This window comes from Paenibacillus sp. MB22_1 (assembly GCF_047200555.1).
GTDB lineage: Bacteria > Bacillota > Bacilli > Paenibacillales > Paenibacillaceae > Fontibacillus > Fontibacillus phoenicis.
The window spans coordinates 1,958,480-1,983,195 of sequence record NZ_JBLADV010000002.1 but is presented as its reverse complement, the minus strand read 5'-3'; the positions used below and the strand labels follow the sequence as shown (position 1 = coordinate 1,983,195).

Below are 24,716 nucleotides of genomic sequence, written 5' to 3'. Positions count from 1 at the left end.
TGCCGTCAAACCGCGCCAGAGACTGGTTAAAGCGGCTTCGGCTCTTGCGGCAAAAGATGGGTGAGCAGCGTTTTTAATTCGCCGTCTTCCTTGTACGTCTTCTCCCCCGTGTCGAGGCGGCGTACCCGGATCTCGCTGTAATCCGCACCGGCTTCCGTTGGCTTGAACACAAGATTCTTCCGATCCTCCAAACGCAGCTTATATCCCATCTCGTCAAACATTTGCAGATAGTCAGCTTCACTCGGAGTCTTCCCTTGATCGAGGAAGAGTAGTCCGCGCAAGTGCTTCACTTCATCCTTATGTACGACGTCAAAATGTACAATGCATTCCATGTGCTGCACGCTCCTGTATCATGTTCTATGCGGTATAGCATCCCCTGCCGCAGGCGGGAGCATCCACTTAAAGCCGAACGCCCGCGATAAGAAAAACGGCACGACAGCTGCGGAGCTGCTTCATCTCACCCAGCCCCTGGGCCGCCGTGCCGGCGTAGACCGCATGCTCTTAGCTATTACTACGAATCAGCGTGCTGCTGCGGCAGTGGATTTTATGACAACCTGATGAACTTTCTTTAAGCCGGCGATCCAGCGTTAAAATGCTAGATTTGTTCTGAGCCGCAATGCGGGCACCATTTTGTCCCTTTTACCAGCGTCGACGAGCAGATTTGGCATTTCACCGTGGCCACCCCGCCGATGATGAGTTCAGGTTCCGCCGAACTCTCCGGCTGCGGAGCGGCGGCGTCCTGCTTCCAACTGCGAATGCGGCGATCCAGCTCCTCCTGACGTCTGCGTTCCCGCTCCAGCTCGCGCTGGAGACGCTCCTCTTCCTCAGGATCGATCGGCTCCACCGCTCCAGATACGGGCGCCGACTCCCGTTGCTCTGCTTTCTCCCGAACGAGGGACGCGGCAAGCTCCAACGTATCCATCTCGTCTACCTCGACCCGCTTCATCACAGGCGGCTCGGCGCTAGCGGCCGCCTCGCTGGCTGCCGGGGACTTCACCGGCTTCTGCACCGGCTTCAGCAGCTCGGTCGGAACGGCCTTCTTCGCCACGGCCAGCTTATGGCCGCAGTATTGGCAGAACAAGGCGTCTTCCGCCACGTTCCGGCCGCAGGCGCCGCATAAGCGTTCATTTTTGAGCTCGGCGATTTTCATCCGAATTTCGTCGCGTTCTTCCGTCAGCAAATCGCAGGTTTTGGCCAGCTCGAGCATCTCTTTTTCCGCTGCGGCCATATCCTTCTTCCGATAAGCCTCATAGAACACTTCGCCCATTTTATGAAAATATAAACCAAGCTCACGTTCGATATTTGAAATTTGAGTGTTTAGTTTACTAATCTCCACGACATTTTGCGCGCGATCGGTAACCTTGCCCGCACCGTCTTTCAAGCGTTGTAAAATTTTCATGACATGATTCCTCCCCGCGAAATATTCATAATCATACCAGATTTTGCACCCCCATGAAACCGTCCTGCGACTCAGGAAGCGGCTTCTTAAGGTTCACAGCGGCCATCAAGCTCCAATTACGGGACCTCAAATGCCCCTTTGTGCTCCTAAGGAACACTGGCCTTGGCTGCACGAGATCTGCTGATTTTGATGGTACAATATCCTTTCCATTCGGTGAAAGTGCGGGGTGAAGAAGTTTGCCGAACCAGCCCATGAAGGGTGTGGAGAGGTGGGAAATGAACATTTTGGGGCATGTGTGAGGGGGACTCCCAAGAGGCGGGCCCACAGGCCGTAGCGCGATAAGGCGCCTCTGGGCGCCGCCGTGCGAGGCGGCGCTTGGCCGGACTGACCGTGCACAGCAGTCAGTCCGGCCAAGCGCCGCAGCGGGGCGGCGAGTTCCTCCGCCCGCTGCATGACCCGCTCGGCGACGAGCGACAGCCCCGTCGCCGCCCCCCGCACGCCGGGCAGCAGCGCTGCCCACGGCGCGGGGTCCGTGCCCGCCGGCGGCTGTTTGCCTGCCGCCGGCGGGCCCGCAGGGCCGAGTTCCACGTCGACGTCGTGGAACTCCGGCCCGGGCTGGTGCAGCCGGCCTTGCTCGGCTGCCTCTGCCAGCCGCTCGGCCAGCGGCGGACCGCCCGGGCCGGCGGCCTCGCGCCGGGCGCCTTCGCGCGGCCCGGCGGCACGGCGCAGCGCCGCTTCGGCGTCCGCCAGCGGCGCCTCGGCGGCCCAGGCCGCCCAGACGGCGGCGAGCAGCGCCTCGCGCGTCCAGCCGAGCTGGCGCAGCCGCAGCTCGGCGTCGGCCGCCCAGGCCGCACGCGCAGCGGCCAGCGCCGGCGCCAGCCGGGCGCAGCCGGGGTCGCCGCACGCGCAGCGCACGCCGCCAGGCGCGCCTGGCGCACGATCTGCCGGCAGCAGCTTCGCAATGCCGCCGGCCCCGCTTTCGGCCAGCGCCGCCACAAGGCGCGGCCGCTCCGCGAGCTGGCGCAGCAGCGCTTGCTTTTCCTGCTCTGCGGCTGGGGCCAGCGGGATCAACACCACATGATCCCGTTCCAGTTCCACTTGCAGCCCGCCGGCTTCATAGCGGACAACCGGCTGGGCAAGTTCCTGCGCGTTCGTCTTGGGCCTGGTCATGCGTGTTCCTCCTCTCAGCAAGTCTCAGCAAGCCTATTGTTTCGGCATCCTATCTTTTTCGCTCAACCAAACGCTCCCTCCGGGAACAGTCCGCTTTCCTGCAGCACGATCAGGTTGCGCAGCTCCTCGTCGCTCATTTCCGTCAGCCATTGCTCACCGGAGCCAACCACCTGCTCAGACAGCGTTTTTTTTCGCTCGATTAATTCGTCGATTCGTTCCTCCAGCGTTCCTTGGCAGATCAGCTTATGTACCTCGACGTTCTTTTGCTGCCCGATCCGGAATACCCGGTCCGTCGCCTGGTTTTCCACCGCCGGATTCCACCACCGGTCATAGTGGACCACATGATTCGCCCGGGTCAGGTTAAGGCCGACGCCGCCAGCCTTCAGCGATAACACGAAAATCGGCGAGCCTTCGCCCTCCTGAAAAGCCCGGACCATCTGATCCCGCTCGGCCTTCGGCACCCCGCCGTGCAGAAAAAACGGCCGTACACCATACCGCTCCGTTAATCGCTCCTGCAGCAGTTCACCCATCCGTACGTATTGCGTGAAGATCAGCGCCCCTTCTCCGTTGTCCATAATCATGTCAAGCAGCTCGCCGAGCCGTTCCATTTTGCCGGAGCGGCCAAAAGCGGCCGTCTTCGCAGGCCGGCTTCCTACAACCAGCTCGGGATGATCACAAATTTGCTTTAACCGGGTCAGCGAAGATAACACCAATCCTTTGCGGGCGATGCCGCTCTGGCTTCCGATCTGATCCAGCAGCTCCGCCGTCACCGATTGATACAAGCGAGCCTGTTCAACGGTTAACGAGCAATACGATTTCAGCTCGATTTTCTCCGGCAAGTCCTTGCGGATGTCCGGATCGCTCTTGAGCCGGCGCAGCAGAAACGGCGCAACCAACTTCCGCAGCTTCTGCAGCTCGGCTGCTTGCTGTTCTCCCCCAGACCCGGTGTAACGCGTCCGAAACGAGGCATGCGTGCCTAAGTATCCCGGGTTCAGGAATTGAAAAATCGACCACAATTCGCTGAGCCTATTCTCCACCGGGGTGCCCGTCATGGCGATTCGGTGAGGCGCGCTGAGCTTCATCACGCTTTGCGCTTGCTTGGTTCCGTAATTTTTGATGTACTGGGCTTCGTCCAGCACCACCGTCGTCCATTCCGCCGAACGCAGCTCCTTCGCATCGCGGCCGGCCAGCTGATACGTCGTCAGAACCACATCGCATGCCCGGTGCTCCTGCAAGAACCGCTCCTCGCGGTAACGGTCGCTCCCGTGGTGCACGTATAGCTTTAGCCCCGGAGCAAACCGGGAAAACTCCCGTTGCCAATTGCCTAGCAAAGAAGTCGGACAGATGATCAAGCTTTTGGCCCCTGCCTGCTGAACGCCATCCAACAACACGGAGATCACCTGCACCGTTTTCCCCAAACCCATATCGTCGGCCAGCAATGCACCGAAACCCAGCTCGCGCATCGTGACCAGCCACTGGTATCCCCGTTCCTGATAGGGGCGCAGCGTTCCGTTTAATCCGGATGGCACCGGACGCGGATGGAGTTGCCGAACAGCTCCGCCTGCCATCAGGATAGACAACATCCCGGTGGTTTCGATGCCGGCGATGTTCACGCCCTCCAGTTGGACTTCCTGATCGCCGGAAGCGAGGTGCATCAATTCGCGGAAGGTCAAGGTGCCGTTTTCATGGCGCTTCATGAACTTCAGCACCTGCCGGATCTCCTTCGCATCCACTTCAATCCATTCGCCGCGAAAAAAAACGAGCGGCAGCTTCGCCGACGCCAGCTCCATCAACTCTTCCCGGGTAAGCTCACGCCCCCCAAGCAGCGCCTCCGCTTCAAAAGCGACCAGCTGATCCACTCCCAGCCTTGGCATCCCGTCACCACCGCCCTCCGGCATCCCGCTCGCGAACCCTCGGGTTCTGATACGGATGCTGGCGGAACGCCGTCCCTCCCGGGTCCAGCGGCTTGGCATTTGCACGTTCACGCCAAGCTTGCGCAGCGCCGGCACCGACTTGCTTAAGAACGTGATCAGGTCTTTGGGGTCCATAAGCAGATCCTGCGGGCGAGGATGCTCCAACGCAGCGGCGACTTCCCGAGATACCCCAGCTGCTTTGCTCAGCCGCAGCAGGAAGTTCTCCTGTACGTTCCGGTACAGAAGACCGTGAATTTCCATGTCGGGCCCGGGATAGCTCCAGATGAGCCCGGCTGGCAGCAGCACGCTGGGATTCTCAGCTCCCTCAGCCCAGAAGCTTAGCCGCCAAAGTGCAGTCGCTGCTTCACCCTCCGCGGTCTCGCCATGACCATCCTGATACGGTTCCACACGCAGGCAGAGGCGCAAGCTTCCCGTTTCCAGACCGCCGGTCTCGGTTTCCTCAGCTCGGGGACGTCCGCCGCCAGCAGCAGCGATGTCTGCACTCAGCTGATCCAGCTCCGTCGCACTGCCTTGAATATCCGGCGGCTGTGCGCCGGTTAGCAAGCCGTTCCACCACAACTCCGCCAGCGGCGACGAACCCCGGTGATAGTCCGCCCGGCTGGCATTCAGCTTCCGTCCCAAATCCTGAACCGCCCCGCGCGCTTCGTGATCAATCATTGCCGTCAAAAAAGAATGCAGCACCGCCATCTGCCGATCCTCCAGCGTCCCCTCGTCTTCAGAGGATGCCCCTGCCCCAGTTTGCACGGCGGCGATACAGATCGGCGGCATCGCCCCGGCTAGACGCCGGAACCGTGCCTCGTCGTCCGGCTCGGTCAGGAGTGGTCCCCAAGCCGCGCGCATTTGACCCTGCGACCCGCGGCGGCGTCCGGTGGCCGCCACCGGACGGATGGATGGCGCAATTCGGCCGCGCAGCAGCAGCTCTAAGGCGAACTTGGCCGCCTTGCTCCAATAGCTCATTTCCGCGCCCGGCTTGATTCCCTGCTCCTCCCAGACGGATTCGTCCCAATGCAGCAGCAAACGCCAAGCCTCCGGCACAGGCAAAGCCAATCCTTCCAGGGATCGGCCGATCAGACTGCGCCGCTCCCCGTTCTTGTATGACCTCCGCACGGAAGAGACCGGATACCTGACCTCTGCCAACCGAAGCACGGCATGCTGAAACGGCCGGACTCCCGGCTCCAGCTCCTTGCGCCGGAGCACGGCGGTCCAAGCATCCACCTTCGACTCCGATACTTCGCCGGAGAAGCAAAACAATACATCGCCCAGCCATATTCCATAAAGACGTTGATTCATGGTGATCTCCCGTCGGTTATCCTAATTCTAGCCAAATTCATTACTAACATCTTATACGAAAACGGCTGCTTATAAAACCGCCTTCCTTCCCGTCCCGCTGCCTCTCTATACTCTCCCTTATCATTTGAGGAGAAATGGGGAATATTTCTAGTACAAAAAAAAGATTCAAGGAGGTGTATTCCCATGTTGCGCGGCCGGTCTGGTCATTGGTTGAATCTCGCCTCGTTTGCGGCGTTAATGGCGGCAAACCTGGCGGCAGCAGCACTTCCGTTTGGCTTGCGCCGGCCCCAAGGGTTTCCCCACGGATTATACGTGCTCCTCACGCCGGCGGGCTATACTTTTACGATATGGCTGCTCATTTATGCCCTGTTGACCGGCTGGGTCCTTTACCCGCTGCTGCAGCCTAACCGCGAGCCGTTTTCTGTGACGCCTATGCCAGTGCGCTTCCTGCTTTCCTGCACCCTCTCCATCGTGTGGATCACACTAGGGGAGCGGCAACCCCTGCTGTCTATCCTGGCGTTGTTCCTGCTCGTGTTCGTGGCGGCCTCGATGTACAGCAGTACCCGGAATATCCTTCGCCCGTCAGCCGCAGAGATCTGGTTCGTACGCCTGCCGTTCAGCTTATATTTCGGATGGATCTGCGTTACAGCTCTTGCCAGCGTGGACGCCTTGCTAACCCATCCCTCTATTTCTGCAACCTCGATTTCCGCAGCTTCCGTTTCCGTTCCATCACATCTTGGACTCACCCTGCTGCTGCTCGTGGTAGGGATCCTCAGCGCCTGCTTTGTTGGATTCCGATGGCGTGACGCGATCGTCCCGCTCACGTTCGCGTGGGGGTATGACGCCATTGCAGCCGGTCCTCAGCTGCACCAAATTGTGGCCATTGCCTCCAGCGCCGGAGCGCTAGCCTTGATCGTGTACGCACTCTGGATTGCCTTTCTGCGCTCTCATGAGCGGGACTAAAGTTCCACCCCCTTGGGCCCTTTCACGCGTCCTTTTGCACGATTATCCCTTTTGTTCAGAATCGGGGAGGGGGCGTATCTAATCCATTTTCGAAGCGGAGATTGGTTTTCTCCACTCCCTCGCAGCGGAGATCGATCCCCCCCACTCCCTGAAGCAACGGGATAATCACGAAAGGAAAGCGGCCGACATAGGTACCTCCCCCCACAAAAAGGCCAACCAGAAATTCTGGTTGACCTAATAATACGAAAAAGCCGCCGCAAGGGATATTTTACTTAACCGCAATAACCTCGATCTCAACCAGACCATCCTTAGGCAGACGCGCCACTTCGACGGCACTGCGCGCGGGATACGGCTCTGCGAAGAACGAACCATAAACTTCGTTCACCTTGGCAAAATCGTTCATGTCCTTCAAAAATACAGTCGTCTTGATGACCTTGTCCAATCCGCTGCCGGCTGCAGCCAATACTGCCTGAACGTTCCGCAGCGCTTGTGCAGCCTGTGCTTCCACGCCTTCAGCAAGCTGACCGGTTTCCGGCACCAATCCCAATTGGCCGGAAGTAAAGATCAAATCTCCCAGTTGAATCCCCTGCGAATATGGACCAATGGCACCTGGCGCAGCGGTCGTAGAAATTACTTGTTTCATCTTCATCATCCCATCCTTTCTTCTCCCCATTTTACCGATAACCCCTTCGTCACGGCAACTCAGACTGTACATGAACTTCGCCGGAATGGGATCGAGCGATTTTTAAAGGCAAATAGAAGGAAAAGGTGCTGCCTCGCCCTTCTTGGCTTTCCATACGGAGGTGCCCCCCAAGCAGGCGGGCCAGGTTGCTGCTGATCGACAGGCCCAGACCGGTCCCCCCATATCGCCGACTAATTGAGCCGTCGGCCTGCTGAAACGCCTCGAATACCGCCCGCTGCTTGTCCTCGGCAACGCCGATGCCGGTATCCGAGACGGTGAAGACCAGCCATTCCCCTTCGGCCGTCCCCTTCGCCGGAGCGCGGCGGATGTCTAGCTCTACATGTCCCTCATGCGTAAACTTAAACGCATTGGACAATAAATTCCGCAGGATTTGTGCGATCCGCTGCGGATCGGAGATGATGGAATCGGGCAGACTTTCCTCCAGTCGGGTCGTAAATGCAATTTTCTTCTGAGCGGCAATCTGCTCAAACTGCAGTTGCATCCAAACGGGGATCTCTGCCAACACCACTTCCTCGTTCGTGATCTCCAGCCGCCCTGCCTCCACCTTGGACAAATCCAAAATGTCATTAATGATCTGCAGCAACTCTTCCCCCGACTTGTGAATGATCCGGCCATATTCCGAAATTTCCTCGCTGGCTTCGTCGGATTCGGCGATCATCTCCGCCAGGTTGATAATACTGTTGAGCGGCGTTCGCAATTCATGCGACATCGTTGCCAAGAACTCCGATTTATGGCTGGATGCTTCAGCTAACTGCTCCGCCCGGTCTTCCAGCCCAATCTTGGCCTTCTGCAGCTCATCGGCCTGTTTGCGGAGCAGCTCGTTCGCGTATTTCAGCTCCAGGTTCTGTCTTGCCCCAAGCTGAAAATCGCGAAGGATCAGGGCAAATCCCAAACTGAGCAGAATGCTTAACGGTAGCGCAATCGGCATGATATCCAGCAAATAATGCTTGGGAGGCACCACCCCGATTACGGCAAGGTTCAGAGAGTTGATCACATTGACAACGAGGATAGTTACGATCCCTTTGATGGCAAAACGGTAGCTTGTCCGCCGCATCCAGAGATTAAGTCCGGCACACACAAATCCCAAGATCGTCAGGTTCAACAAACCGGCCATCGCTGCATCGCTCAAACCAAACGTCAGGCGGGCCAGGCCAATCCCGACGCCGATGACGATCAAGGTTAATGGCTGGGAATAAACAAATGCCGCTATAATTAGCGGCACTGCCCGAAGGTCGAATCTGACGTCGTCATTAAGCCGGAAGCCAAACTTGATACAAATCCAGCCCGAAAAAATCATCATTAGAACAGACAGGACGTACAGGCTGCGCTGCGGCATTTTTCGCAAACCGTATTTATATAGGATATTGGCTAAATAAGCGACCGTGATCAACAAGCTTAGATTTAGCAAAAAGCTAATTCCGATCCCCATCCCCCCACTCCTGCTCGTAGAACCCGCTTCTCTCCGAGATCAGCTGGACTCTTTTTTTTGGGTCTCGCTGCGAAAATGCTGCACCAACAGTCCGGCGAAGTAAGGATCCCATTGGGTTCCACGGCCTCGCTCCAGAATGTCAATCGCTCGGTCTCTTGCTAGGCCCTTCCGGTAAGGCCGGTCTGAGGTCATGGCGTCAAAGGCGTCGGCCACAGCGATAATCCGCCCGAAAAGCGGGATCTCCTCCCCGTCCAACCCGTCCGGATAACCTCTTCCATCATAACGCTCATGATGCGACCGGACCCCCGGCAAATAAGGAGCCATCGCATCCGCAGGCTCGACCTGCTTTAAAATCGCTTCCCCAAGCACGGGGTGCTGCTTCACCTGCTGCCATTCCTCGTCGGTTAAACGGCCCTCCTTCAGCAGAACCGCATCGCGAATGCCGATTTTCCCGATATCATGGAGCAACGCCGACTTGCGCAGCTCATCGATGCGTTCTTCGGGCAACTGGGCCAACTCACCGATTTTGACGGCGTATTCAGCCACTCTAAGCGAGTGTCCAGCCGTATACGGGTCGCGGGCGTCCAGCGCCGCTGCCAGAGTTGCGAAATAACTGTCTACCAGTTGGCTATTTCGGGCTGCCTGGGTTTGCAGCCCGCTCAGCATATGATTAAATCCTGTGATCAGACGAGAAAATTCATCAGAAAACATATCGCTGGCCGCTGTACGAATGCTGCCGGTTTTCACCTCGGACATCCGCTCGTACAAATGCTGAATCGGCAGCATGATTTCGCGGGCCAACAGCCGGGAGCCAATCACTGCGAATAGGATGCTCACGGCCAAGATATATCCGGCCCACTGCCAATAAGCATAAGCTCCATGGTCAAGGTCCTCAATCCGGAACTGCATGGATAAGCTATACAGCAGCAAGGGAGCCATACTCATCAAGGAAAAGCTCCATATTAATTTTCGAGATACCGGGACGATAACCCTGCCGTGAAGCGATAAATCTTTGCCAAACATCCTGCGGCTCCAGGAAATCAGCTCCTGCAGGACAGGACGAATCGCATAGGAGGTTAAATAATATTCGACTAACGCATGCATGCTGCTGACCAGTATTCCGCTTAAGGCAGCCAGCAACACGTAGTAAGGCGAAATCGATAGGTGGCCGGTCCGGATTAATCCCAACGATAGGGCCGCGCCCGGGACGACCAAACCAAACAAATGAGGTCCGAGAATCCGCTTGACAGCAAGCGATGGCAGGCGATGTGTGCGGATATAGACATTTTGAAGTGTTTGGTAGCTCCCCACTTCCTCCATGAACACGCTGCGGATGGGCTTGATTTGCCGGGTGAACACCATCCATTCCAGCCCCAGCATGCAGCATAGCGACAAGACCAGAATTCTGTTCAGCCAGGCATAGTCCGAAGGGGATATATTCAGCGGTGCAGCGGCGATAAGGCTCGCGACCGCGATGATCGCAAGCAGGAGTCCTGCTGCGTAATTGAGTAATAGGCGCGAAATAAACGTCCTGTATACCGTCAAGGAGGATGCCTTCTTTCCGTCTCGCGTTTTTCCGGGCATGCCCGCTTCTTTTTATATCGGTTAGAGTCATGACTATTTTCATAAAACGTTTGGAACTTTTGGTTTGTATGCCCTCTTTTCGGTACAGGAGATTCGTCGCTCTTCTCGCCGACCCATCTTTTAAAAATATATATTTTAAAAATTGGGCAATTCTTTGAACACGACATTCCCTTACGTAGTACTGCTTCCGCCGCTTGGAGCAGTTGTTTTAGATCACACTACATGTGATAAATTTCACATTAAGCCCTATTTTTATATGCTAAAATGCCATCGAACAAAGGTTTCGGGACTCCCGAACCCCTCGTCAAATCAGCCTTTTTCAAGGGTCCCCCACCTGATATCCGTTATTAAAATGTCTTCACATTTTAATATATATATATTTTCATTCACTGGAGGTCTCAATCATGAAAAAAGCTTCAATTATCCTGAGCAGTGCGCTGTTGTTAGGTCTCTTGGCCGGCTGTGGATCGGACAATGATGCTAACGGCGCAAACTCTGCGCAACCTGCAAACAACACTTCTGCCGCTAATGAAACCAATGCAGGAGCTGATAACACGGCTGCAGAGCAAGGCAAATACCAAGACGGTGTATACTTCGCCCAAGGTGAAGTGGATGCAGATTCCGGATGGCAATCCTACGTGACGCTGACGGTAGCCGGAGGTAAAATCACGGAAGCCAAGTGGAATGCGCTGAGCGAAAAAGCCCCCGTCGATAAAGTGACCTATTCCAAAGAAGGCAAGTACGGCATGAAAGCCGGCGGCGCTTCCTCGGAATGGCATGAACAAGCCGAGAAGGTTGAGCAATACCTGATCGAAAAGCAAGATCCCAAAGCGATCACCTTGGGGGATGACGGCAAAACGGATGCCATCGCGGGTGTGTCCGTGCATGTAAGTGAATTTTTTAACTTGGCGGAGCAAGCGCTGAATGCTGGTCCAGTTGAGGTTGGCCCGTACAAAGACGGCACTTACCATGCCGAAGGAGCAGCCTTCGACGAGCATTCCGGTTGGAAAGATACCGTTGACGTTGTGGTCGCCGCCGGCAAGATCGTCAAAGTGAACTTCAGCGGCGTCAACGAAAAAGGCGAAGACAAGAAGCAATATTCGATCGACGGCAAATATGGAATGAAGGCCGGCGGTGCTCAAGCCGAATGGCATGAAGAAGTGGCCAAAGCTGAAGCTTACCTGATTGAAAAACAAGATCCAGCCGCCGTGACATTTAACGAAGAGGGCAAAACGGACGCGATCGCCGGGGCAACGATTACACTGCAACCGCATTTCGAGCTCGTTAGCCAAGCACTTGAGCAAGCGAAATAAACCCATATTACCATCCACCCTAAAATGAGAAGGTGAATCTCTTGAAGAAAATCGTAGTTCTGGGCGGCGGTTATGGCGGTGTAGTCACTTCCAAGCATCTGGCCAAACTGTTCAAAAAAGACAAAGATGTGGAGATCCAGCTGATTGACCGAAATCCCTACCACACGCTGCTGACGGAGCTGCATGAGGTTGCAGCGAACCGGGCGCCGGAGGATTCCGTCAAGATTGAACTAAAGAAGATTTTTGCCGGGCAAAAAGTGGATGTCGTCCTCGATTCCATTGATGCCATCGATTTTAACGCTAAAGAGCTTCGTTCCGAGCGAGCCACTTATAAATACGATTACCTCGTCATCGGTACCGGCTGTAAACCAACGTTCTTCGGGATCCCAGGCGCTGAGGAGCATGCCTTGACCCTGTGGTCCTATGAAGATGCCGTACGTCTGAAAGAACAAGTGCGCCGTAAGTTCAGCGAAGCGGCGAAGGTAAGCAATCCGGTGAAACGCCGCAAAATGCTGTCCTTTGTTGTCGTCGGCGCCGGCTTTACCGGCGTGGAACTGGTTGGCGAATTAGCCGAATTCCGCGACGAGCTGTGCAAAGAGTTCTATATCGATCCGAGCGAGGTTCGCCTGGTCGTCGCCGATATGGCTCCGAAAATCCTGCCGATCCTGCCGGATAAATTGATCGAAAAAGCGACGAAACGTCTGCACAAAATGAACGTAGAGATCATTACGAGCGCTAAAATTACTGGCGTCACCCCAACCAGCGTACAGCTTGGCGAAGGTAAAGAGCTCGAAGCGGATACGATCGTCTGGACCGCCGGGGTTGAAGGCTCCGAGCTCGTTGGCAAGCTCGATGTGAAGCAGGAAGGCCGCAAGCGGATCGTCACCAACGATAAGCTGCAAAGCGTCGATCACGAGAACGTCTATATCGTTGGCGACAACATCTTCTTCATCCCGGAAGGCGAAACCCGTCCGGTACCGCAGATGGTTGAGAACGCCGAACAAGCGGGTCCACTCATCGCTCATAACATTTATGCGGACGTTCACGGCAAGCCGAAGAAGTCCTATAAACCGGGCTTCCACGGAACGATGGTCTGCATCGGCAGCCGCTACGGCGTAGCGAATGTCGGATTGCCAAACAAAATGTTCATGATGAGCGGCTTCATGGCCATGTTCTGCAAGCACTTAATCAATATGTATTACCTGTTCACCGTGGCTGGTTTTGCGAAAGTATGGACTTATATGATGCATGAATTCTTCCACGTGAACAATCGCAGAAGCTTCGTCGGCGGTCATTTTGCGAAGCGTTCGCCGAACTTCTGGCTCCTGCCGCTGCGGATTTTCGTAGGCTACAAGTGGCTGGAAGAAGGTCTCGATAAGCTTCCGAAGGTTTGGAAAGACCCTTCGAACATCTTCCTTATCCCTGCTTCTCCGAAAGCTGACGTTGTGTCGGCAGCCAGTGAGGCAGCTAGTGAAGTGACGAAGACCGTCGATGCCCAAGCGGCAGCTTCAGCCGTAGAAAGCGCCTCGACCGCAGTTACGGCTTTGCCGGTACCTGGATTTATCAAGAGCATCGTCAGCTGGTTTATGGATGTCTTCTTCTACACTTCGGATGGCGGATATACCGCTCTAGCAACTGTGTTCCAGTTCTTTATGGTGTTTGCAGAAATCGCCCTTGGCATCATGATCATCGTTGGCCTGTTCACCGCTGTCGCTTCGGCAGCCACCGTCGCTCTCGGCGTCATGATCTGGTCTTCCAGCATGGCCTCGACGGAAATGCTGTGGTACATGACCGCAGGCGTCGCATTGATCGGCGGATCGGGCAGCACGTTTGGCCTGGATTACTATGTGCTTCCTTGGCTCAAGAAACAATGGAAACGAATCCCGTTCGTACGAAGATGGTACTTATACACGGAATAATCACAATCGCAGCTCTTTATGCAACTTGAACTGGAGTAATGTGCGCCCTCAGGCGTACATTACTCTCATTTTTATCCTTTTGCCGACATCGGTGTGAGGATCCCCTGCAAGCCTGCCTTCATTTAGGCGAAGGTTCAAAAAAGTCAGGATTCAGCACCGGATACGCTGCCTCTTGTTGGTTCGTGATCAATGATGACTTTTTTGAACTACCTCTTTAAGGAGTGTGTGTCCTTATGAATCCGAAGCTTATCCAAGACGCTTATCGCTTATTGCAGGGCGAATTATCGCCCGAAGCCGGCATTATTGTGGATTTACCCTATCCAGAAGCGGCAACACTGGCAACCTTGCTGGAGCAATACGACATGCCGCAGGTTCGCCAATGCCGTCTGTTATCCATTTACATCGCAATCAAGCTCGCCCTTCAACGTCATAGCGAATGCGGCTCCCTCGCCCCCGGCGAAACGTTAACCCGCAAAGTGTTGGATGGCGACTATCTATACAGCTTTTACGTCGAGCTTTGCCTGAAGTGGGAAGAATTCGATCTGCTCGGGCATCTCGCTCCCATCATTAAACAACTGCAAATCAAACGCGTCGAAGGCCGTCCTGAAGACGAGCGCTTGCTCAAAGCCTGGGAACGGTTCCTGCAGCTAGACAACAACCGCAGCACCGCCAGCAAGGCGATGTAGACGGCGGTGGATTGAGAGTGTTCGAGGATCTGATGCCCCCCGACGCACTCGGCACCTGCGTCTACGACTGCCAGCCCAAGTTTAGGAGGGAAGCGACATGAAGCTTGAGGAAACACTGAACATCCCCTTAAGAACCGTCGATCGGGAACTTGAGAACATGGTCAAATATGATCGCGACGTCCCTCGTTCCTCCCAATTGGCCAAAGCAATCGTCGAGTTGATTCGTTCCGGCGGCAAACGGATTCGCCCCTTGATGGTTATCGTCGGCAGCCGCTTCGGCCCTGATCCCGATGAGAAGAAGGTCTGGCGGCTCGCCGCCGCCGCAGAATTCATTCACGCTGCTTCTCTGATTCATGACGATATTATCGATGATTCCCCAATGCGGCGCGGCCAAAAAGCCATGCATATCAAGCTGGGCGTGAGCGGCGCGCTGCATGTGGGCAATTATATGTCGGCGAGGGTCATCGAGCTGATCTCCGTCTATTCGGCGGAACGGGAGAAATTCGTCTACGACCTCTCCTCCCTGGCCACAACCAAGCTGTGTCTCGGAGAGTATCAGCAGCTTTCTCACCTGTTCGACTATGATGTGACGATCGACGAATACTTGGAGAAATCGAAGAACAAAACCGCACAACTGATGGCCACATGCCTGCAAATCGGCGCCAAAGCCGCTGGCGCGGATACGGAAACGGCCGAGCTGCTGTATAGCTTTGGCGAAAAGCTCGGCATGTCGTTCCAGATCCGCGACGACGTGCTCGACTACACCCAATCGGCGGAGAAGCTCGGCAAGCCGGCCGGCAGCGATCTGCGCAGCGGCCAGGTGACCTTGCCTGTCCTGTTCGCGTTGCAGGACGAAACCCTAGCCCCGGCGATCCGGGCCATTTCGGCAGACAGCCCTGCCGAAGAGGTAGACGCCGTCGTCGCGGCGATTCAAGCCAGCGGCGCGCTGGAGAAAACCGAGGCGCTCAGCCGTCAGTATCTCGATGAAGCGCAGGACATCATCAACCGGCTGAGCAATTACCCGGCGCACCGGGATCTGCAGGCGTTGCTGGAGTATTTTGGCGGGCGGGAGAAATAAAATAAAGCACGAACCTAAAGGAAGGTTATCTTGACCATCGCTGAACTCGCCGGCCTGTAGACAGCCCCTCCCACCAGGTTCCCCAGCATACTGAAGAGCGGCGGCAGCGCTAATAGTAAGCCGGCAGCGTGGTTGCGCAACGCCTCTTCGAAATAGATGGCTATAAACGGGAAGTACATCCAATACAACATGTTGAATAGCGCTTCTCCGAACAACCTGACTTTTAAATTGGCATCCCAGAAATATAGACTTATATTCTTATTCACCGATGTTTTATAGTAATAATATGAAAATCGAATACAGGCCATCTTATATGAGATGTGCCACGAATCGAACATACGTTTCTGGTGATACAATCCCTTGCCGACTCGGTCCCGCATAGGGATTTTTTTGATATACGCCAACACCCCCACCCATGTAAGTCTGGGTGGGGGTGTTATTCTGTACGGCTCAGCAGCCGTTTACAACAGAAAGTAATCGCCGAGTGTAAAGAACAGGATCACCATGCTGATGACCTGGTTCAAATTGTACGAAGCCACGTTCATCCGCTTCCGGTTGGACGGTTTGATAATTTTGTGTTCGGTCATTAGCAGCAGGATGGCGATGATGATTCCCGTGATATAAAGCCAGCTCAGGTGGCGGATCGGGATTAAGGCAATCAGCAGCAGCACCATAATCGCGTGCAGGCCAGCTGCGATACGCAGACCGTTCTTGAGACCAAACGCGCTAGGAATCGACCAAAGTCCGTGATTGCGGTCAAATTCGATATCCTGCGAGCCGTAGATAATGTCAAACCCAGCGATCCACAGCATCACCACAGTGCCGAGGACAAACGGCGTAAAGGCGAATTGACCGGTAACCGCAAACCAGGCGCCGATGGGAGCCGAAGCGATCGTAAAGCCAAGGTACAGATGGCTCAGGTACGTAAACCGTTTGGTATAAGAATAGGAAGAGATCAGGAAAATCGCCACCGGTGACAAGATCAGGCACAACGTATTCAGCATCCCTGCAGCGAAAATGAAGATCGCATAGTTGACCGCAACGAACACCAGCACCTCCTTGGCGTCCAGCAGCTTTTGCGGCAGGTGGCGATGCGCGGTGCGCGGATTTTGCGCGTCAAAGACGCGGTCGACGACGCGGTTAAAGGCGTTGGCCCCGTTCCGGGCGCCGATCAAGGCGATCAATCCCCACAGCATCACGCGCCACGAAGGAAACCCCTCCGCCGCCCAAACCATTGAGATGATGGCAAAAGGCAGCGAAAACAACGTGTGCGAAAACATCACCAATTCGCTGTACAACCGGATTTTGGTGCCGATTTTGCGGGCTATTTCCATGGATAGTCACTCTCCTCATCCTAAAAACACGGGTCATAACGTGGATTATTTATATTGGGGCGCCCCGTCACTCTTTCTGGTTTCAAATAACGGTAAAAACGACCTTTATTTTTCGGTAACCCGGGGTTTTTGGCAAAATAGCGGTATTTCGTACCGCTAATTTTGAGGTTGGCGTCCGTTTTGACAGAAATTCCGGAAAATAAGGATACTTTTTACCGTTATTTTGATGGAAACAGGCCGATGGGCCGAAAATAAAGGTACTTTTTACCGTTAATGAGACGGGTCTACGTCTGGCGGGCGGGTGGTACGCCTGCTGCGCTGGTCCGCCGGGCGCGCATGTTCACGCCTAGCGGACCTTAGCCCAGCTGCACGGGTTACACCAGCTCCGCCAGCGAAGCCTCCAGCGCGTCCAGCATGCCGCGCACGTCGGCCTCGTCGATGACCAGCGGCGGCTGGAAGGCCAGAACGTTGCGGTTCACGCCGTTCTTGCCGATGATATAGCCGCGGTCCAGCATCGCTTCCAGCACGTCGTCGGTGAGCTTCGCGCCGCGCGCGGGCTCCTCGGCGCATAGCTCCGCGCCGAGCATCAGCCCCGCGCCGCGCACGTCGGAGACGTGCTGCGGAAACCGCGCGGCGAGGCGCGTTAAGCCGCCGCGCAGCAGCTCACCGAGGCGCTCGGCCCGCTCCGGCAGGCGATGCGCCTCGATGTAGTCCAGGACCGCGAGCGCGGTCACGGACGAGACGGGGTTGCCGCCGAACGTGGAGGCGGATGGCCGGTTCAGGCTGGCAGCGATCTCGTCCGTGGTGGCGAAGCCCGCCACCGGGATGCCGCTGCCAAGCGCCTTGGCCATCGTCAGGATGTCCGGCGTGACGCCGTAACGGTCCACGGCGAACATGCGGCCCGTCCGGCCGAATCCGGTCTGAATTTCATCGGCGATGAGCAGCACGCCGTGCTGCTCCAGCAGCCGCTTCACTTCAGCGAAATACCACTCCGTCGGCGCAACGATGCCGGCGTTCCCCTGGATCGGCTCGGCGATCATCGCCGCGATATCGCCGCCTTTCTCCGCCAGCGCTGCCTCCAGCGCGGCGATGGAGCGGCGTGCCGCCTCGTCGGCGCTAAGCCCGTACTCATACGGCCGGGGGATAAACGTGACATCCGTGTCATGCGCCAGCTGTGGATCCGTCCGCCACATCGCCAGCCCGGTCACGCTCATTGTCAAATACGTCCGGCCGTGCAAACCTTGCTCCAGCGCCAGGAAGCCCCGCCGCCCCGTATGCATGCGGGCAAGCAGCAAGGCGCCTTCATTCGCCTCCGAGCCGCTGTTCACGAAGAAGGTGCGGCGCAGGTTCCCCGGCAGCACGTCCGCCAGCCGCTCCGCCAAATCCACATTCGGCTGCGTCAAATAGATCGTGGACGTGTGCTGCAGCATCCGCAGCTGCTCGGCCGTCCGTTCGGCAATTTCCGGATTGCAGTGACCGCTGGCCACGACGGATACGCCGGCAAAAAAATCCGTATACCGCTTCCCGTCATGACCGTACAAATACTGCATCTCCCCCTTCACCAACTGCGGCGGATTTCGATAGAAATGGCTGGTGCAAGGATAAAAATATTGCTGCCGTTTCTTTAACACTTCGTCCGGTCCGATATATTTTGACATGTTCATTCGCTTCCTTTCCCCGATTAGGCTTGCACTCCTACTCCCGCTCCTACTTCACTCCTGCCGCCACTTCCGCCTGCGCTTCGGCGGCCTCCTCTTTGACGCCGTTGCCTTCGTTGTTCAGGGCCGACGCCTCTGCTCCTGCCATCTCTGCTCCTGTCACCCCTGCGCCCGCAGCCCCGCTGGCACTCCCGCCGTCAAACTGCAACGCCCCCAGCGTATAGCCGGCATAAACGGGCTTCATCGCGGCAAACAACTCTCCGGCTGCCGCAGGGTTAGCCAGCGCCGCCTTATAGGTGCGCACGATCTCGGCCAGCTGCTCTGGACGGTAGGTCGCCCCTTCGATGCGGAAGACAGATAGACCCGCCGCCAGCAATTCCTTCACCGCGGGCAGCAAACAGATTTCTTTGGCCAACATCAGATGGTTGCGACCATGAACGTCCCGGTAAACCGGGTTTTCGCCTTTATCGGTTTTTAACACCAAAATGCTGTTATCCACGTAGTGATTGTCTTCCTCGCCGATGGCTTGGAACACTTCAGCGTTTTCGTACAAGTCATGCTCCATGTACATGATTGCCGGTGTACCGTGAACGATAGCCTCCAGCGGCCCTGGGGCATGTGCCAGTAGCGCTGCCAGGTCCTTCAGCGGCAGCTCCATGGATGCCGTAAGCCGGCTAACGCCACGCCCCCGATAAAACTCAGCTGCCAGCTGATTGTATACGTTCAGATTGAAATCCCCCACCAGCGGGTAACCCTTGTCGGCAAATTTTCGGATCGCCCCCAGATTCGTCACCATCAAGCCGTCGATCGGCAACCGTTCGCTCGACAGCAAGCCGTCATACATCTCAAAATGCAGCTCCGTCATCATCCGCGGCAGGCACAGAACTAGCTTGGCGTTCCCTTTTAATGCCGCCAGCTCTTTCACGTCCTCCTTCGTAAACGGACGATCCGGTTCAAATACGTCGCCGGAGAGATAAATATGGTCGGCTCCCGCTTCCAGCGCGGCTTTGGCTTGAGCCATGTTATTCACATGCACGGAGACGCCAGGAGCCGCGTGATTCTCCTGCACCGTACCCTTCTCTTTCCCCACCGCCGCCAGCGTCTCGCGAATCACCGCAACGCGTTTGTCGCTGAGCTCCCGCTCCTCCGTTGGCGTACTAAACACTTTGCCCGTGCTATAAAATTTCCCCGTTCCTTCGTAACGCCGGTTGATGTTGGACAATCCCGGACGGCCAAACGCATATCCCGTTGAAAAATCACGCTTGCGGTTATCGTAAAGCAATTTCGTATCCCGGCTGCGTTCAAAGCCCACCGGATCGTTAATATAACGGTCGATCGCATCGCCATACGCCTTCACGAGCATTACCACGAACGCGGCATCCCGCATGCGGCCTTCGATTTTGAAGGAAGTGATGCCGCCGTGGATCAGCTCTGGGATATGTTCGTACATGAACATGTCTTTGACCGCCAGCGGGTATTCCGCCGGATAGATGTTGCCGTCTTTTTTCACACGATAATCCCAGCGGCATGGCTTCAGGCATTTCCCCCGGTTACTGCTCATCCCGAATACCGCAGAGCTGAAATAACAGTTCGCCCCGTGCACCGAGCACATATCCCCATGCACAAAGTACTCCAACTCCATGCCGGTCGCTTGTTGAAGATAGCGGGTCGTCATGAGATCCATTTCCCGCGAAGTGACGACACGAGTGACCCCGAGCTCCTGTAAAGCGCGAACCATCTCCACGTTATGCACGTTCATCATGACGGAGGAATGCACGTTTAGCTTCAGGTTCATCTCCCGGATCAGCGACAACACAGCAAAATCCTGCACAATGATGGCATCCGGTCCCGCCGATTCCAGGAAACGCAAATATGCCCGCGCCTCGTCCAACTCGCCTTCGTTCAGCAAATTGTTGACGGTGACGTACACTTTTTTGCCAAGCCCGTGTGCAATCTGGACTGCCTCCGTAATTTCCTCCAGGCTAAAATTAAATCCTTTGCGCATCAGGCGCATATTCAGGTTAGGCCCTCCGAAATAAACCGCATCACAATTCTCTACAATGACTTGTTTGAAAATTTCGAACGTCCCCGCAGGCGCAAGCAGCTCAACTTCTTTCCCATTAAAAAAACGTGCCACAGCCGTTTCCCCCTCACATGATTTAAATGTCCAACCTATCAACCTATCCCATCAAACTCTATCTACATGAATTTACTCGCGGAGAATTTTGCATTGGCGGTTCAAACCAACCGATAAACCACAACCGCTGCAGCCAGGACCACATAGGACAACACAAACCAAGTGTCCCGGCCTTTCCAGACCAGCAGGTGGTATTCCGAACGCGGTGCGCCAAGCGTGTAGCCCCGGGACTCCATGGACAACACAAGCTCTTCAGCCCGGCGGAAGGCGCTGACCGTAACCGGTACGAGAAGGGAGACCAGCATGCGCCCCTTCTCCTTCCACGGCAGCTCCTTCAGGTCCGCACCGCGCGACGCCTGTGCCTTGAGGATCTTGTGCGTTTCGTCCAAAATCGTGGGGATAAAGCGCAGCGCAATGCTCATCATCAGCGTCAATTGCTCGGGCGAGACGCCAATCCGTTTCAGCGGTTTAAGCACACCGCTCAAACCTTGATTCAACACCCCCGGCGTCGTCGTAAACGTCAGGATGGCGGTGAATGACACCAACAACCCCATACGGGAGGCGGCGATGAATCCGCTGCTGACTCCGCCGCTGTATAGGGTCCAGGAGCCGATGCGCCAGATCGCCTCCCCCGACTCCACCGTCAAGCACTGAACAACGAAGATAAACACCATCAGTACCCACAGCGGTTTGGCCGCCTTCAGGTAATATTTCAGCGGGATCTTGGTCGACAGCATATAGCCGATCGAAAACACCGCAGCCACGGCCAAGGCGGGCCAAGAGCCTACCGCCACGATCGCAACAAGATACAGCACCATCCCGGCCAGCTTGGCCCGAGGATCTACAGCGTGCACCCAAGAGCCGGTATCAATACTGCGCCCAAACAGCAGCTTATTCCGCATGCCCGCTGCCTCCTTCCCCGGAAGTGCCGGATAGAATCGGCGGCCGAGCCGGAACGGGCCGGTCCACGGACAATTAGTTGTTATAACCACGTTGCAGTTCCTCACAAGATTATAACTCTCCTTATACCGTTCGGTATGAAATTCCTTATTTGAATGACCCAATCAAAGTAAGAAATTGGACGTTTTTCTGATTCACACTGGCGCGGTCATCGGAGCCGCAAGGACAAATGAGAGGTAGGGCTTTTGTTGTTTTAGAAATAGGCAGTTTGTTGTAGTCGGAGCAGGGACAGAAGGCCGGTCTTCACGTGTACATGAAGGCTTGGATAACAATACGAAGCAGGCATTGGCGCGCATAGCCAGTGCCTGTTTTGCTTAGAATAAGGCTGTCTTTGCGAATCTGCAGTCTTAGCGAACAAACACCAGGAAATCTATAATTTACAACGGCTCTCCAAATCGCTTGGCTTCCAGCCTTGGTATGCCTTACCCAAATTCTACACGACCGAGCTGCCGGTTGAAGCTGCCCATGCGCTCAGACAAGGCCGTCTCCTTCTCTTTATGGACCGGTTACCGTTTTCCATCATTTTGCCAGCTCTGATCAGCGATATCTTCATGATGGAAAATGACCGGAATTACTCGCCCCCCTTCATGTATCTGATCCGAAACCAAAGGATGATTCGAGTGGATAAAAGTCTACAGGTCATGATCGTAAATATCCTGATTCACATCGGGATCATTTTCTTTATCTTCCCGACGAACATCAGGCATCGGGGCGACGTACATGCGCAGCCAGATCAATCCGAAGGTGTCGATCTTGCAAACACGGGGGAACTCCGGACCAAAATCCCGAGGGAGAAGCTCGCTCATTGGCGGTCGGAGTATTTTCCCCGTCTTAGAATGGACTTGGTGGTAAAAACAACGATCCAAAACGAAGGTAATCTCAAAACGGATCGCATCAATACCCTCAGATAAAGTTCACGATAAAAAAACGTCTATCGACGTACATTCAAAGTAGACAGACCGCGTTTAGCGGAAGTTTTTCTTGCGATATCAGGATGCCAATCGCCCGAAGTTTATACTTTCTGATATCTTAAAAAAATCCCCTCCGGTCGCACCGTGAGGGGATTTTTGATGATCAAGAGATTATCCGCCGATAGCGGTAGCCGTGAAGACAACCGGCCCTACGACTCTGGCCGTGCTGTTGTTATCCTGATTTTCTACGATCAGCTGATAGTTTTGGACTCCGAGCGGGGCGTGTTCAACCATGTGCACGCTAATGAGACCCCAGTCGTTGAAAGCATCCTCCAGCTCTACTAACCCATAAAAGATTTCGGTGCCCGCTCTCCAGATGCGCACCAGGATATTCGGCGTATCGGTCAGCGCTTCAACGCCGATCGTTGCCTTCAACTCAACACGGTTGGTCAGGGACGCCGGATCGGCCGGATCAAGGAATACGGAAACTGCTGCAATCTGCACGCCCCCTACAACCGGAATCGGAATGTTGACACCATTGGTCACCGGAGTCACAACAGTCGAGTTGTAATCCAAAAGCGTTTTTGCCATACCATCTTCTCCCCTTTACTAAGGTATGCTCTATTCTATGTAAGAGAGAAAGAAGATTCTTAGATGAATGCATCAGTAGAATTGACTCATTTTCATACAAGCACAGGAGCAAGGAATAGGCATATGATGGATAAAAAAACTGGAGGTTATGTCAAACATGAGTTATGTTCCCGGACCGTACCCCGGCTTGTCGTACGCCGCTCCGTATGATCCTTACATCTATCCTCAACCTTACTTCGTATACGGATATCCGCAGGCATTTCAACCCGCACTCTATCCCGACTATATCGAGCCCAGCCCGATCTATCCTGAATACGCACCGTCTCCTTCGCAAGACGACGCTTGGAACCGGCAGCCGCTTCAAGATTACGGGCAAAAGCCGTTTGTGATTAATATTAGCGATGCCGCCGAGCATAACCGGAACTTCCGGACCGCTCTCTGGACCGGCAAGCATTTCCAGGTCACTTTGATGAGCATTCCGGTCGGTGAGGATATCGGCTTGGAGATCCATCCGAACACGGACCAATTTGTACGCGTGGAAGAGGGTCGAGGCGTTGCGCAAATGGGCGATCGAGCGGATCACCTCACCTTCGTACGAAACATCCGTGAAGACGACGCGGTCTTCATCCCCGCCGGCACGTGGCACAACATCATCAACACCGGCAACGAGCCGCTGAAGGTGTATGTCATTTATGCCCCGCCGCACCATCCGTTTGGCACGGTGCATCGGACAAAAAGGGATGCGATGGAGCAAGAGTAAGCGCACCAAGGAACAGGGAGGTTTCAGCAAACCTCCCTATTTGCGGTCACAATTTAGTGCTAAGCGCATGGAGAAAACAAAGAAACGGAGAAGAACTAACAAGCGAAGAGCAAGAGGTCACTCGGAAGATGAACAAGGTCCTTCAACAATTCAAAAACGCCCCCCGAAAACCTCGGAGGGCGCGTTATGCTTGCATATCAGATGCTGGTGAAGGGACTCGAACCCCCGACCCACGCATTACGAATGCGTTGCTCTACCAGCTGAGCTACACCAGCAGGTTCGTTTTTAGCGAACAAAATTTATTATACCGAGTTTTAAAAATAATGCAAGCACCAATTTCAAGAAATTATAGTTTCTCGCGCACAGAGCGCAGCTTCTGTTCGGAGGAGCTGGCTTTGTCGCGGCGATCATCGATCTTGATCGAGGTTGATACGCGGCCGGCACCGGATTGGAACGGCGCTTCGTGAATCGCGCGAATCGCAGTAAACACATCATCTAACGATCCTTCAATAATCGTGCTCATGGAGGTGAGGGTAAAGGTAATGCCCTTCTGCTTCTCCAACACCCGATGCAACTCGGCCACATAAGCGCTGAGGCTGGTGCTCCCCGTCCCGATCGGAATAACGGTAACTTCGGCGATAGCCATAATCGGCTCCCTTCTTTCCTGGTAATGGTTTGAATCAAATCCCTGAGCTGGTTTTCGTCCTACAGGTATATTCTAACCAACTCTCCTCTCTAAGATCAACCGAACCCGTCTGCTAATATCCTTACCGTCCCCAAAACTCACACACTCTGTAAAACCCGATCTAGTCCTCCAGTCCCATTTATAAATGTTCACAATTTTCTTCTGTCCCCCACTCTCCGCATCGTTGCGCGGACCGGAGATTTTCACGTGAT

At 55.2% G+C, this 24,716-nt stretch carries 20 protein-coding genes, 1 tRNA gene and 1 pseudogene; 8 read left to right on the top strand and 14 right to left on the bottom strand.

All coding sequences use genetic code 11. The annotated features are described in order from the left end of the window. Nucleotides 1–26: 26 nt before the first annotated feature. The 4 genes from ACL02P_RS20895 to ACL02P_RS20880 all read right to left on the bottom strand — a co-directional run bounded on the left by ACL02P_RS20895 (nucleotide 27) and on the right by ACL02P_RS20880 (nucleotide 5,793). A complete protein-coding gene (locus tag ACL02P_RS20895) occupies nucleotides 27–332 on the bottom strand; it encodes a hypothetical protein (RefSeq protein WP_036644472.1) in 306 nt (101 codons plus the stop codon). 263 nt (nucleotides 333–595) lie between these two features. Beyond that, nucleotides 596–1,399, bottom strand: coding sequence for a zinc ribbon domain-containing protein (locus ACL02P_RS20890; protein ID WP_009224049.1), 804 nt, complete (start codon nucleotides 1,397–1,399; stop codon nucleotides 596–598). A gap of 126 nt (nucleotides 1,400–1,525) precedes the next feature. Continuing rightward, nucleotides 1,526–2,569, bottom strand: a complete 1,044-nt coding sequence (locus ACL02P_RS20885) for a hypothetical protein (protein WP_412838018.1) — start codon at nucleotides 2,567–2,569, stop codon at nucleotides 1,526–1,528. 62 nt (nucleotides 2,570–2,631) lie between these two features. After that, nucleotides 2,632–5,793: a DEAD/DEAH box helicase gene (locus ACL02P_RS20880; RefSeq protein WP_412838017.1), complete on the bottom strand. Its 3,162-nt coding sequence runs from the start codon at nucleotides 5,791–5,793 to the stop codon at nucleotides 2,632–2,634. A 183-nt stretch (nucleotides 5,794–5,976) separates the two neighbouring features. Between ACL02P_RS20880 and ACL02P_RS20875 the strand changes: the two genes are divergently transcribed. Continuing rightward, entirely contained in the window at nucleotides 5,977–6,756 is a 780-nt protein-coding gene (locus ACL02P_RS20875; RefSeq protein WP_412838016.1) for a hypothetical protein, read from the top strand. Nucleotides 6,757–7,024: 268 nt separating this feature from the next. Here the strand turns inward: ACL02P_RS20875 and ACL02P_RS20870 are convergent, their stop codons facing one another. From ACL02P_RS20870 to ACL02P_RS20860, 3 genes are read right to left on the bottom strand one after another with little or no spacing between them, the layout of a single operon-like run. Further along, a complete protein-coding gene (locus tag ACL02P_RS20870; protein WP_028538088.1) occupies nucleotides 7,025–7,408 on the bottom strand; it encodes a RidA family protein in 384 nt (127 codons plus the stop codon). Between the two features lie 40 nt (nucleotides 7,409–7,448). Then, nucleotides 7,449–8,888: an ATP-binding protein gene (locus ACL02P_RS20865; RefSeq protein ID WP_412838015.1), complete on the bottom strand. Its 1,440-nt coding sequence runs from the start codon at nucleotides 8,886–8,888 to the stop codon at nucleotides 7,449–7,451. A 39-nt stretch (nucleotides 8,889–8,927) separates the two neighbouring features. Continuing rightward, nucleotides 8,928–10,433, bottom strand: coding sequence for an HD-GYP domain-containing protein (locus tag ACL02P_RS20860; protein ID WP_412838014.1), 1,506 nt, complete (start codon nucleotides 10,431–10,433; stop codon nucleotides 8,928–8,930). A gap of 443 nt (nucleotides 10,434–10,876) precedes the next feature. On the opposite strand from ACL02P_RS20860, the gene ACL02P_RS20855 reads away from it, so the two are divergent. The 4 genes from ACL02P_RS20855 (at nucleotide 10,877) to ACL02P_RS20840 (ending at nucleotide 15,468) form a co-directional block, all read left to right on the top strand. Beyond that, a complete protein-coding gene (locus ACL02P_RS20855) occupies nucleotides 10,877–11,785 on the top strand; it encodes an FMN-binding protein (RefSeq protein WP_009224043.1) in 909 nt (302 codons plus the stop codon). 41 nt (nucleotides 11,786–11,826) lie between these two features. Continuing rightward, nucleotides 11,827–13,704 carry an NAD(P)/FAD-dependent oxidoreductase gene (locus tag ACL02P_RS20850; RefSeq protein ID WP_412838013.1) on the top strand — a complete coding sequence of 626 codons (1,878 nt, stop codon included), beginning with the start codon at nucleotides 11,827–11,829 and terminating at the stop codon, nucleotides 13,702–13,704. A 233-nt stretch (nucleotides 13,705–13,937) separates the two neighbouring features. Next, entirely contained in the window at nucleotides 13,938–14,390 is a 453-nt protein-coding gene (locus tag ACL02P_RS20845; RefSeq protein ID WP_009224041.1) for a hypothetical protein, read from the top strand. Between the two features lie 97 nt (nucleotides 14,391–14,487). Further along, entirely contained in the window at nucleotides 14,488–15,468 is a 981-nt protein-coding gene (locus ACL02P_RS20840) for a polyprenyl synthetase family protein (protein WP_260071725.1), read from the top strand. Between the two features lie 461 nt (nucleotides 15,469–15,929). Here the strand turns inward: ACL02P_RS20840 and ACL02P_RS20835 are convergent, their stop codons facing one another. The 4 genes from ACL02P_RS20835 to ACL02P_RS20820 form a co-directional block, all read right to left on the bottom strand. Then, the gene (locus ACL02P_RS20835; RefSeq protein WP_009224038.1) at nucleotides 15,930–16,802 is read right to left on the bottom strand and encodes a UbiA-like polyprenyltransferase; all 873 of its coding nucleotides are present in this window, start codon (nucleotides 16,800–16,802) and stop codon (nucleotides 15,930–15,932) included. A gap of 374 nt (nucleotides 16,803–17,176) precedes the next feature. Then, nucleotides 17,177–18,460, bottom strand: coding sequence for an aspartate aminotransferase family protein (locus ACL02P_RS20830; protein ID WP_323078937.1), 1,284 nt, complete (start codon nucleotides 18,458–18,460; stop codon nucleotides 17,177–17,179). 49 nt (nucleotides 18,461–18,509) lie between these two features. Then, nucleotides 18,510–20,597, bottom strand: coding sequence for a peptidase U32 family protein (locus tag ACL02P_RS20825; protein WP_412838012.1), 2,088 nt, complete (start codon nucleotides 20,595–20,597; stop codon nucleotides 18,510–18,512). Between the two features lie 101 nt (nucleotides 20,598–20,698). Further along, the gene (locus ACL02P_RS20820) at nucleotides 20,699–21,499 is read right to left on the bottom strand and encodes an energy-coupling factor transporter transmembrane component T family protein (protein ID WP_412838011.1); all 801 of its coding nucleotides are present in this window, start codon (nucleotides 21,497–21,499) and stop codon (nucleotides 20,699–20,701) included. 426 nt (nucleotides 21,500–21,925) lie between these two features. Here ACL02P_RS20820 and ACL02P_RS20815 point away from each other — a divergent pair. Next, a pseudogene (locus ACL02P_RS20815) lies at nucleotides 21,926–22,168 on the top strand (spore germination protein); the annotation flags it as partial. A 9-nt stretch (nucleotides 22,169–22,177) separates the two neighbouring features. Further along, nucleotides 22,178–22,468, top strand: a complete 291-nt coding sequence (locus ACL02P_RS20810) for a hypothetical protein (protein WP_232282236.1) — start codon at nucleotides 22,178–22,180, stop codon at nucleotides 22,466–22,468. 171 nt (nucleotides 22,469–22,639) lie between these two features. Here the strand turns inward: ACL02P_RS20810 and ACL02P_RS20805 are convergent, their stop codons facing one another. Next, nucleotides 22,640–23,059 (bottom strand): hypothetical protein, encoded by a 420-nt coding sequence (locus ACL02P_RS20805; RefSeq protein WP_009224029.1) that lies wholly within the window; start codon nucleotides 23,057–23,059, stop codon nucleotides 22,640–22,642. 157 nt (nucleotides 23,060–23,216) lie between these two features. Between ACL02P_RS20805 and ACL02P_RS20800 the strand changes: the two genes are divergently transcribed. Next, complete coding sequence (locus tag ACL02P_RS20800) at nucleotides 23,217–23,819, top strand: cupin domain-containing protein (RefSeq protein WP_412838010.1); 603 nt, start codon at nucleotides 23,217–23,219, stop codon at nucleotides 23,817–23,819. Nucleotides 23,820–24,021: 202 nt separating this feature from the next. Here the strand turns inward: ACL02P_RS20800 and ACL02P_RS20795 are convergent. Both ACL02P_RS20795 and ACL02P_RS20790 read right to left on the bottom strand, forming a co-directional pair. After that, nucleotides 24,022–24,094 (bottom strand) — tRNA-Thr (locus tag ACL02P_RS20795). Between the two features lie 71 nt (nucleotides 24,095–24,165). Beyond that, on the bottom strand, nucleotides 24,166–24,465 hold the full coding sequence (locus tag ACL02P_RS20790; protein ID WP_009224027.1) for an MTH1187 family thiamine-binding protein: 300 nt from the start codon (nucleotides 24,463–24,465) through the stop codon (nucleotides 24,166–24,168). Between the last annotated feature and the right edge of the window lie 251 nt (nucleotides 24,466–24,716).

Bases quoted from the DNA above. Each gene is read 5' to 3' on its own strand.
- ACL02P_RS20895 (WP_036644472.1), bottom strand. From the start codon at position 332: ATGGAATGCATTGTACATTTTGACGTCGTACATAAGGATGAAGTGAAG.
- ACL02P_RS20890 (WP_009224049.1), bottom strand. From the start codon at position 1,399: ATGAAAATTTTACAACGCTTGAAAGACGGTGCGGGCAAGGTTACCGAT.
- ACL02P_RS20885 (WP_412838018.1), bottom strand. From the start codon at position 2,569: ATGACCAGGCCCAAGACGAACGCGCAGGAACTTGCCCAGCCGGTTGTC.
- ACL02P_RS20880 (WP_412838017.1), bottom strand. From the start codon at position 5,793: ATGAATCAACGTCTTTATGGAATATGGCTGGGCGATGTATTGTTTTGC.
- ACL02P_RS20875 (WP_412838016.1), top strand. From the start codon at position 5,977: ATGTTGCGCGGCCGGTCTGGTCATTGGTTGAATCTCGCCTCGTTTGCG.
- ACL02P_RS20870 (WP_028538088.1), bottom strand. From the start codon at position 7,408: ATGATGAAGATGAAACAAGTAATTTCTACGACCGCTGCGCCAGGTGCC.
- ACL02P_RS20865 (WP_412838015.1), bottom strand. From the start codon at position 8,888: ATGGGGATCGGAATTAGCTTTTTGCTAAATCTAAGCTTGTTGATCACG.
- ACL02P_RS20855 (WP_009224043.1), top strand. From the start codon at position 10,877: ATGAAAAAAGCTTCAATTATCCTGAGCAGTGCGCTGTTGTTAGGTCTC.
- ACL02P_RS20845 (WP_009224041.1), top strand. From the start codon at position 13,938: ATGAATCCGAAGCTTATCCAAGACGCTTATCGCTTATTGCAGGGCGAA.
- ACL02P_RS20840 (WP_260071725.1), top strand. From the start codon at position 14,488: ATGAAGCTTGAGGAAACACTGAACATCCCCTTAAGAACCGTCGATCGG.
- ACL02P_RS20835 (WP_009224038.1), bottom strand. From the start codon at position 16,802: ATGGAAATAGCCCGCAAAATCGGCACCAAAATCCGGTTGTACAGCGAA.
- ACL02P_RS20830 (WP_323078937.1), bottom strand. From the start codon at position 18,460: ATGTCAAAATATATCGGACCGGACGAAGTGTTAAAGAAACGGCAGCAA.
- ACL02P_RS20820 (WP_412838011.1), bottom strand. From the start codon at position 21,499: ATGCGGAATAAGCTGCTGTTTGGGCGCAGTATTGATACCGGCTCTTGG.
- ACL02P_RS20805 (WP_009224029.1), bottom strand. From the start codon at position 23,059: ATGGCAAAAACGCTTTTGGATTACAACTCGACTGTTGTGACTCCGGTG.
- ACL02P_RS20800 (WP_412838010.1), top strand. From the start codon at position 23,217: ATGAGTTATGTTCCCGGACCGTACCCCGGCTTGTCGTACGCCGCTCCG.
- ACL02P_RS20790 (WP_009224027.1), bottom strand. From the start codon at position 24,465: ATGGCTATCGCCGAAGTTACCGTTATTCCGATCGGGACGGGGAGCACC.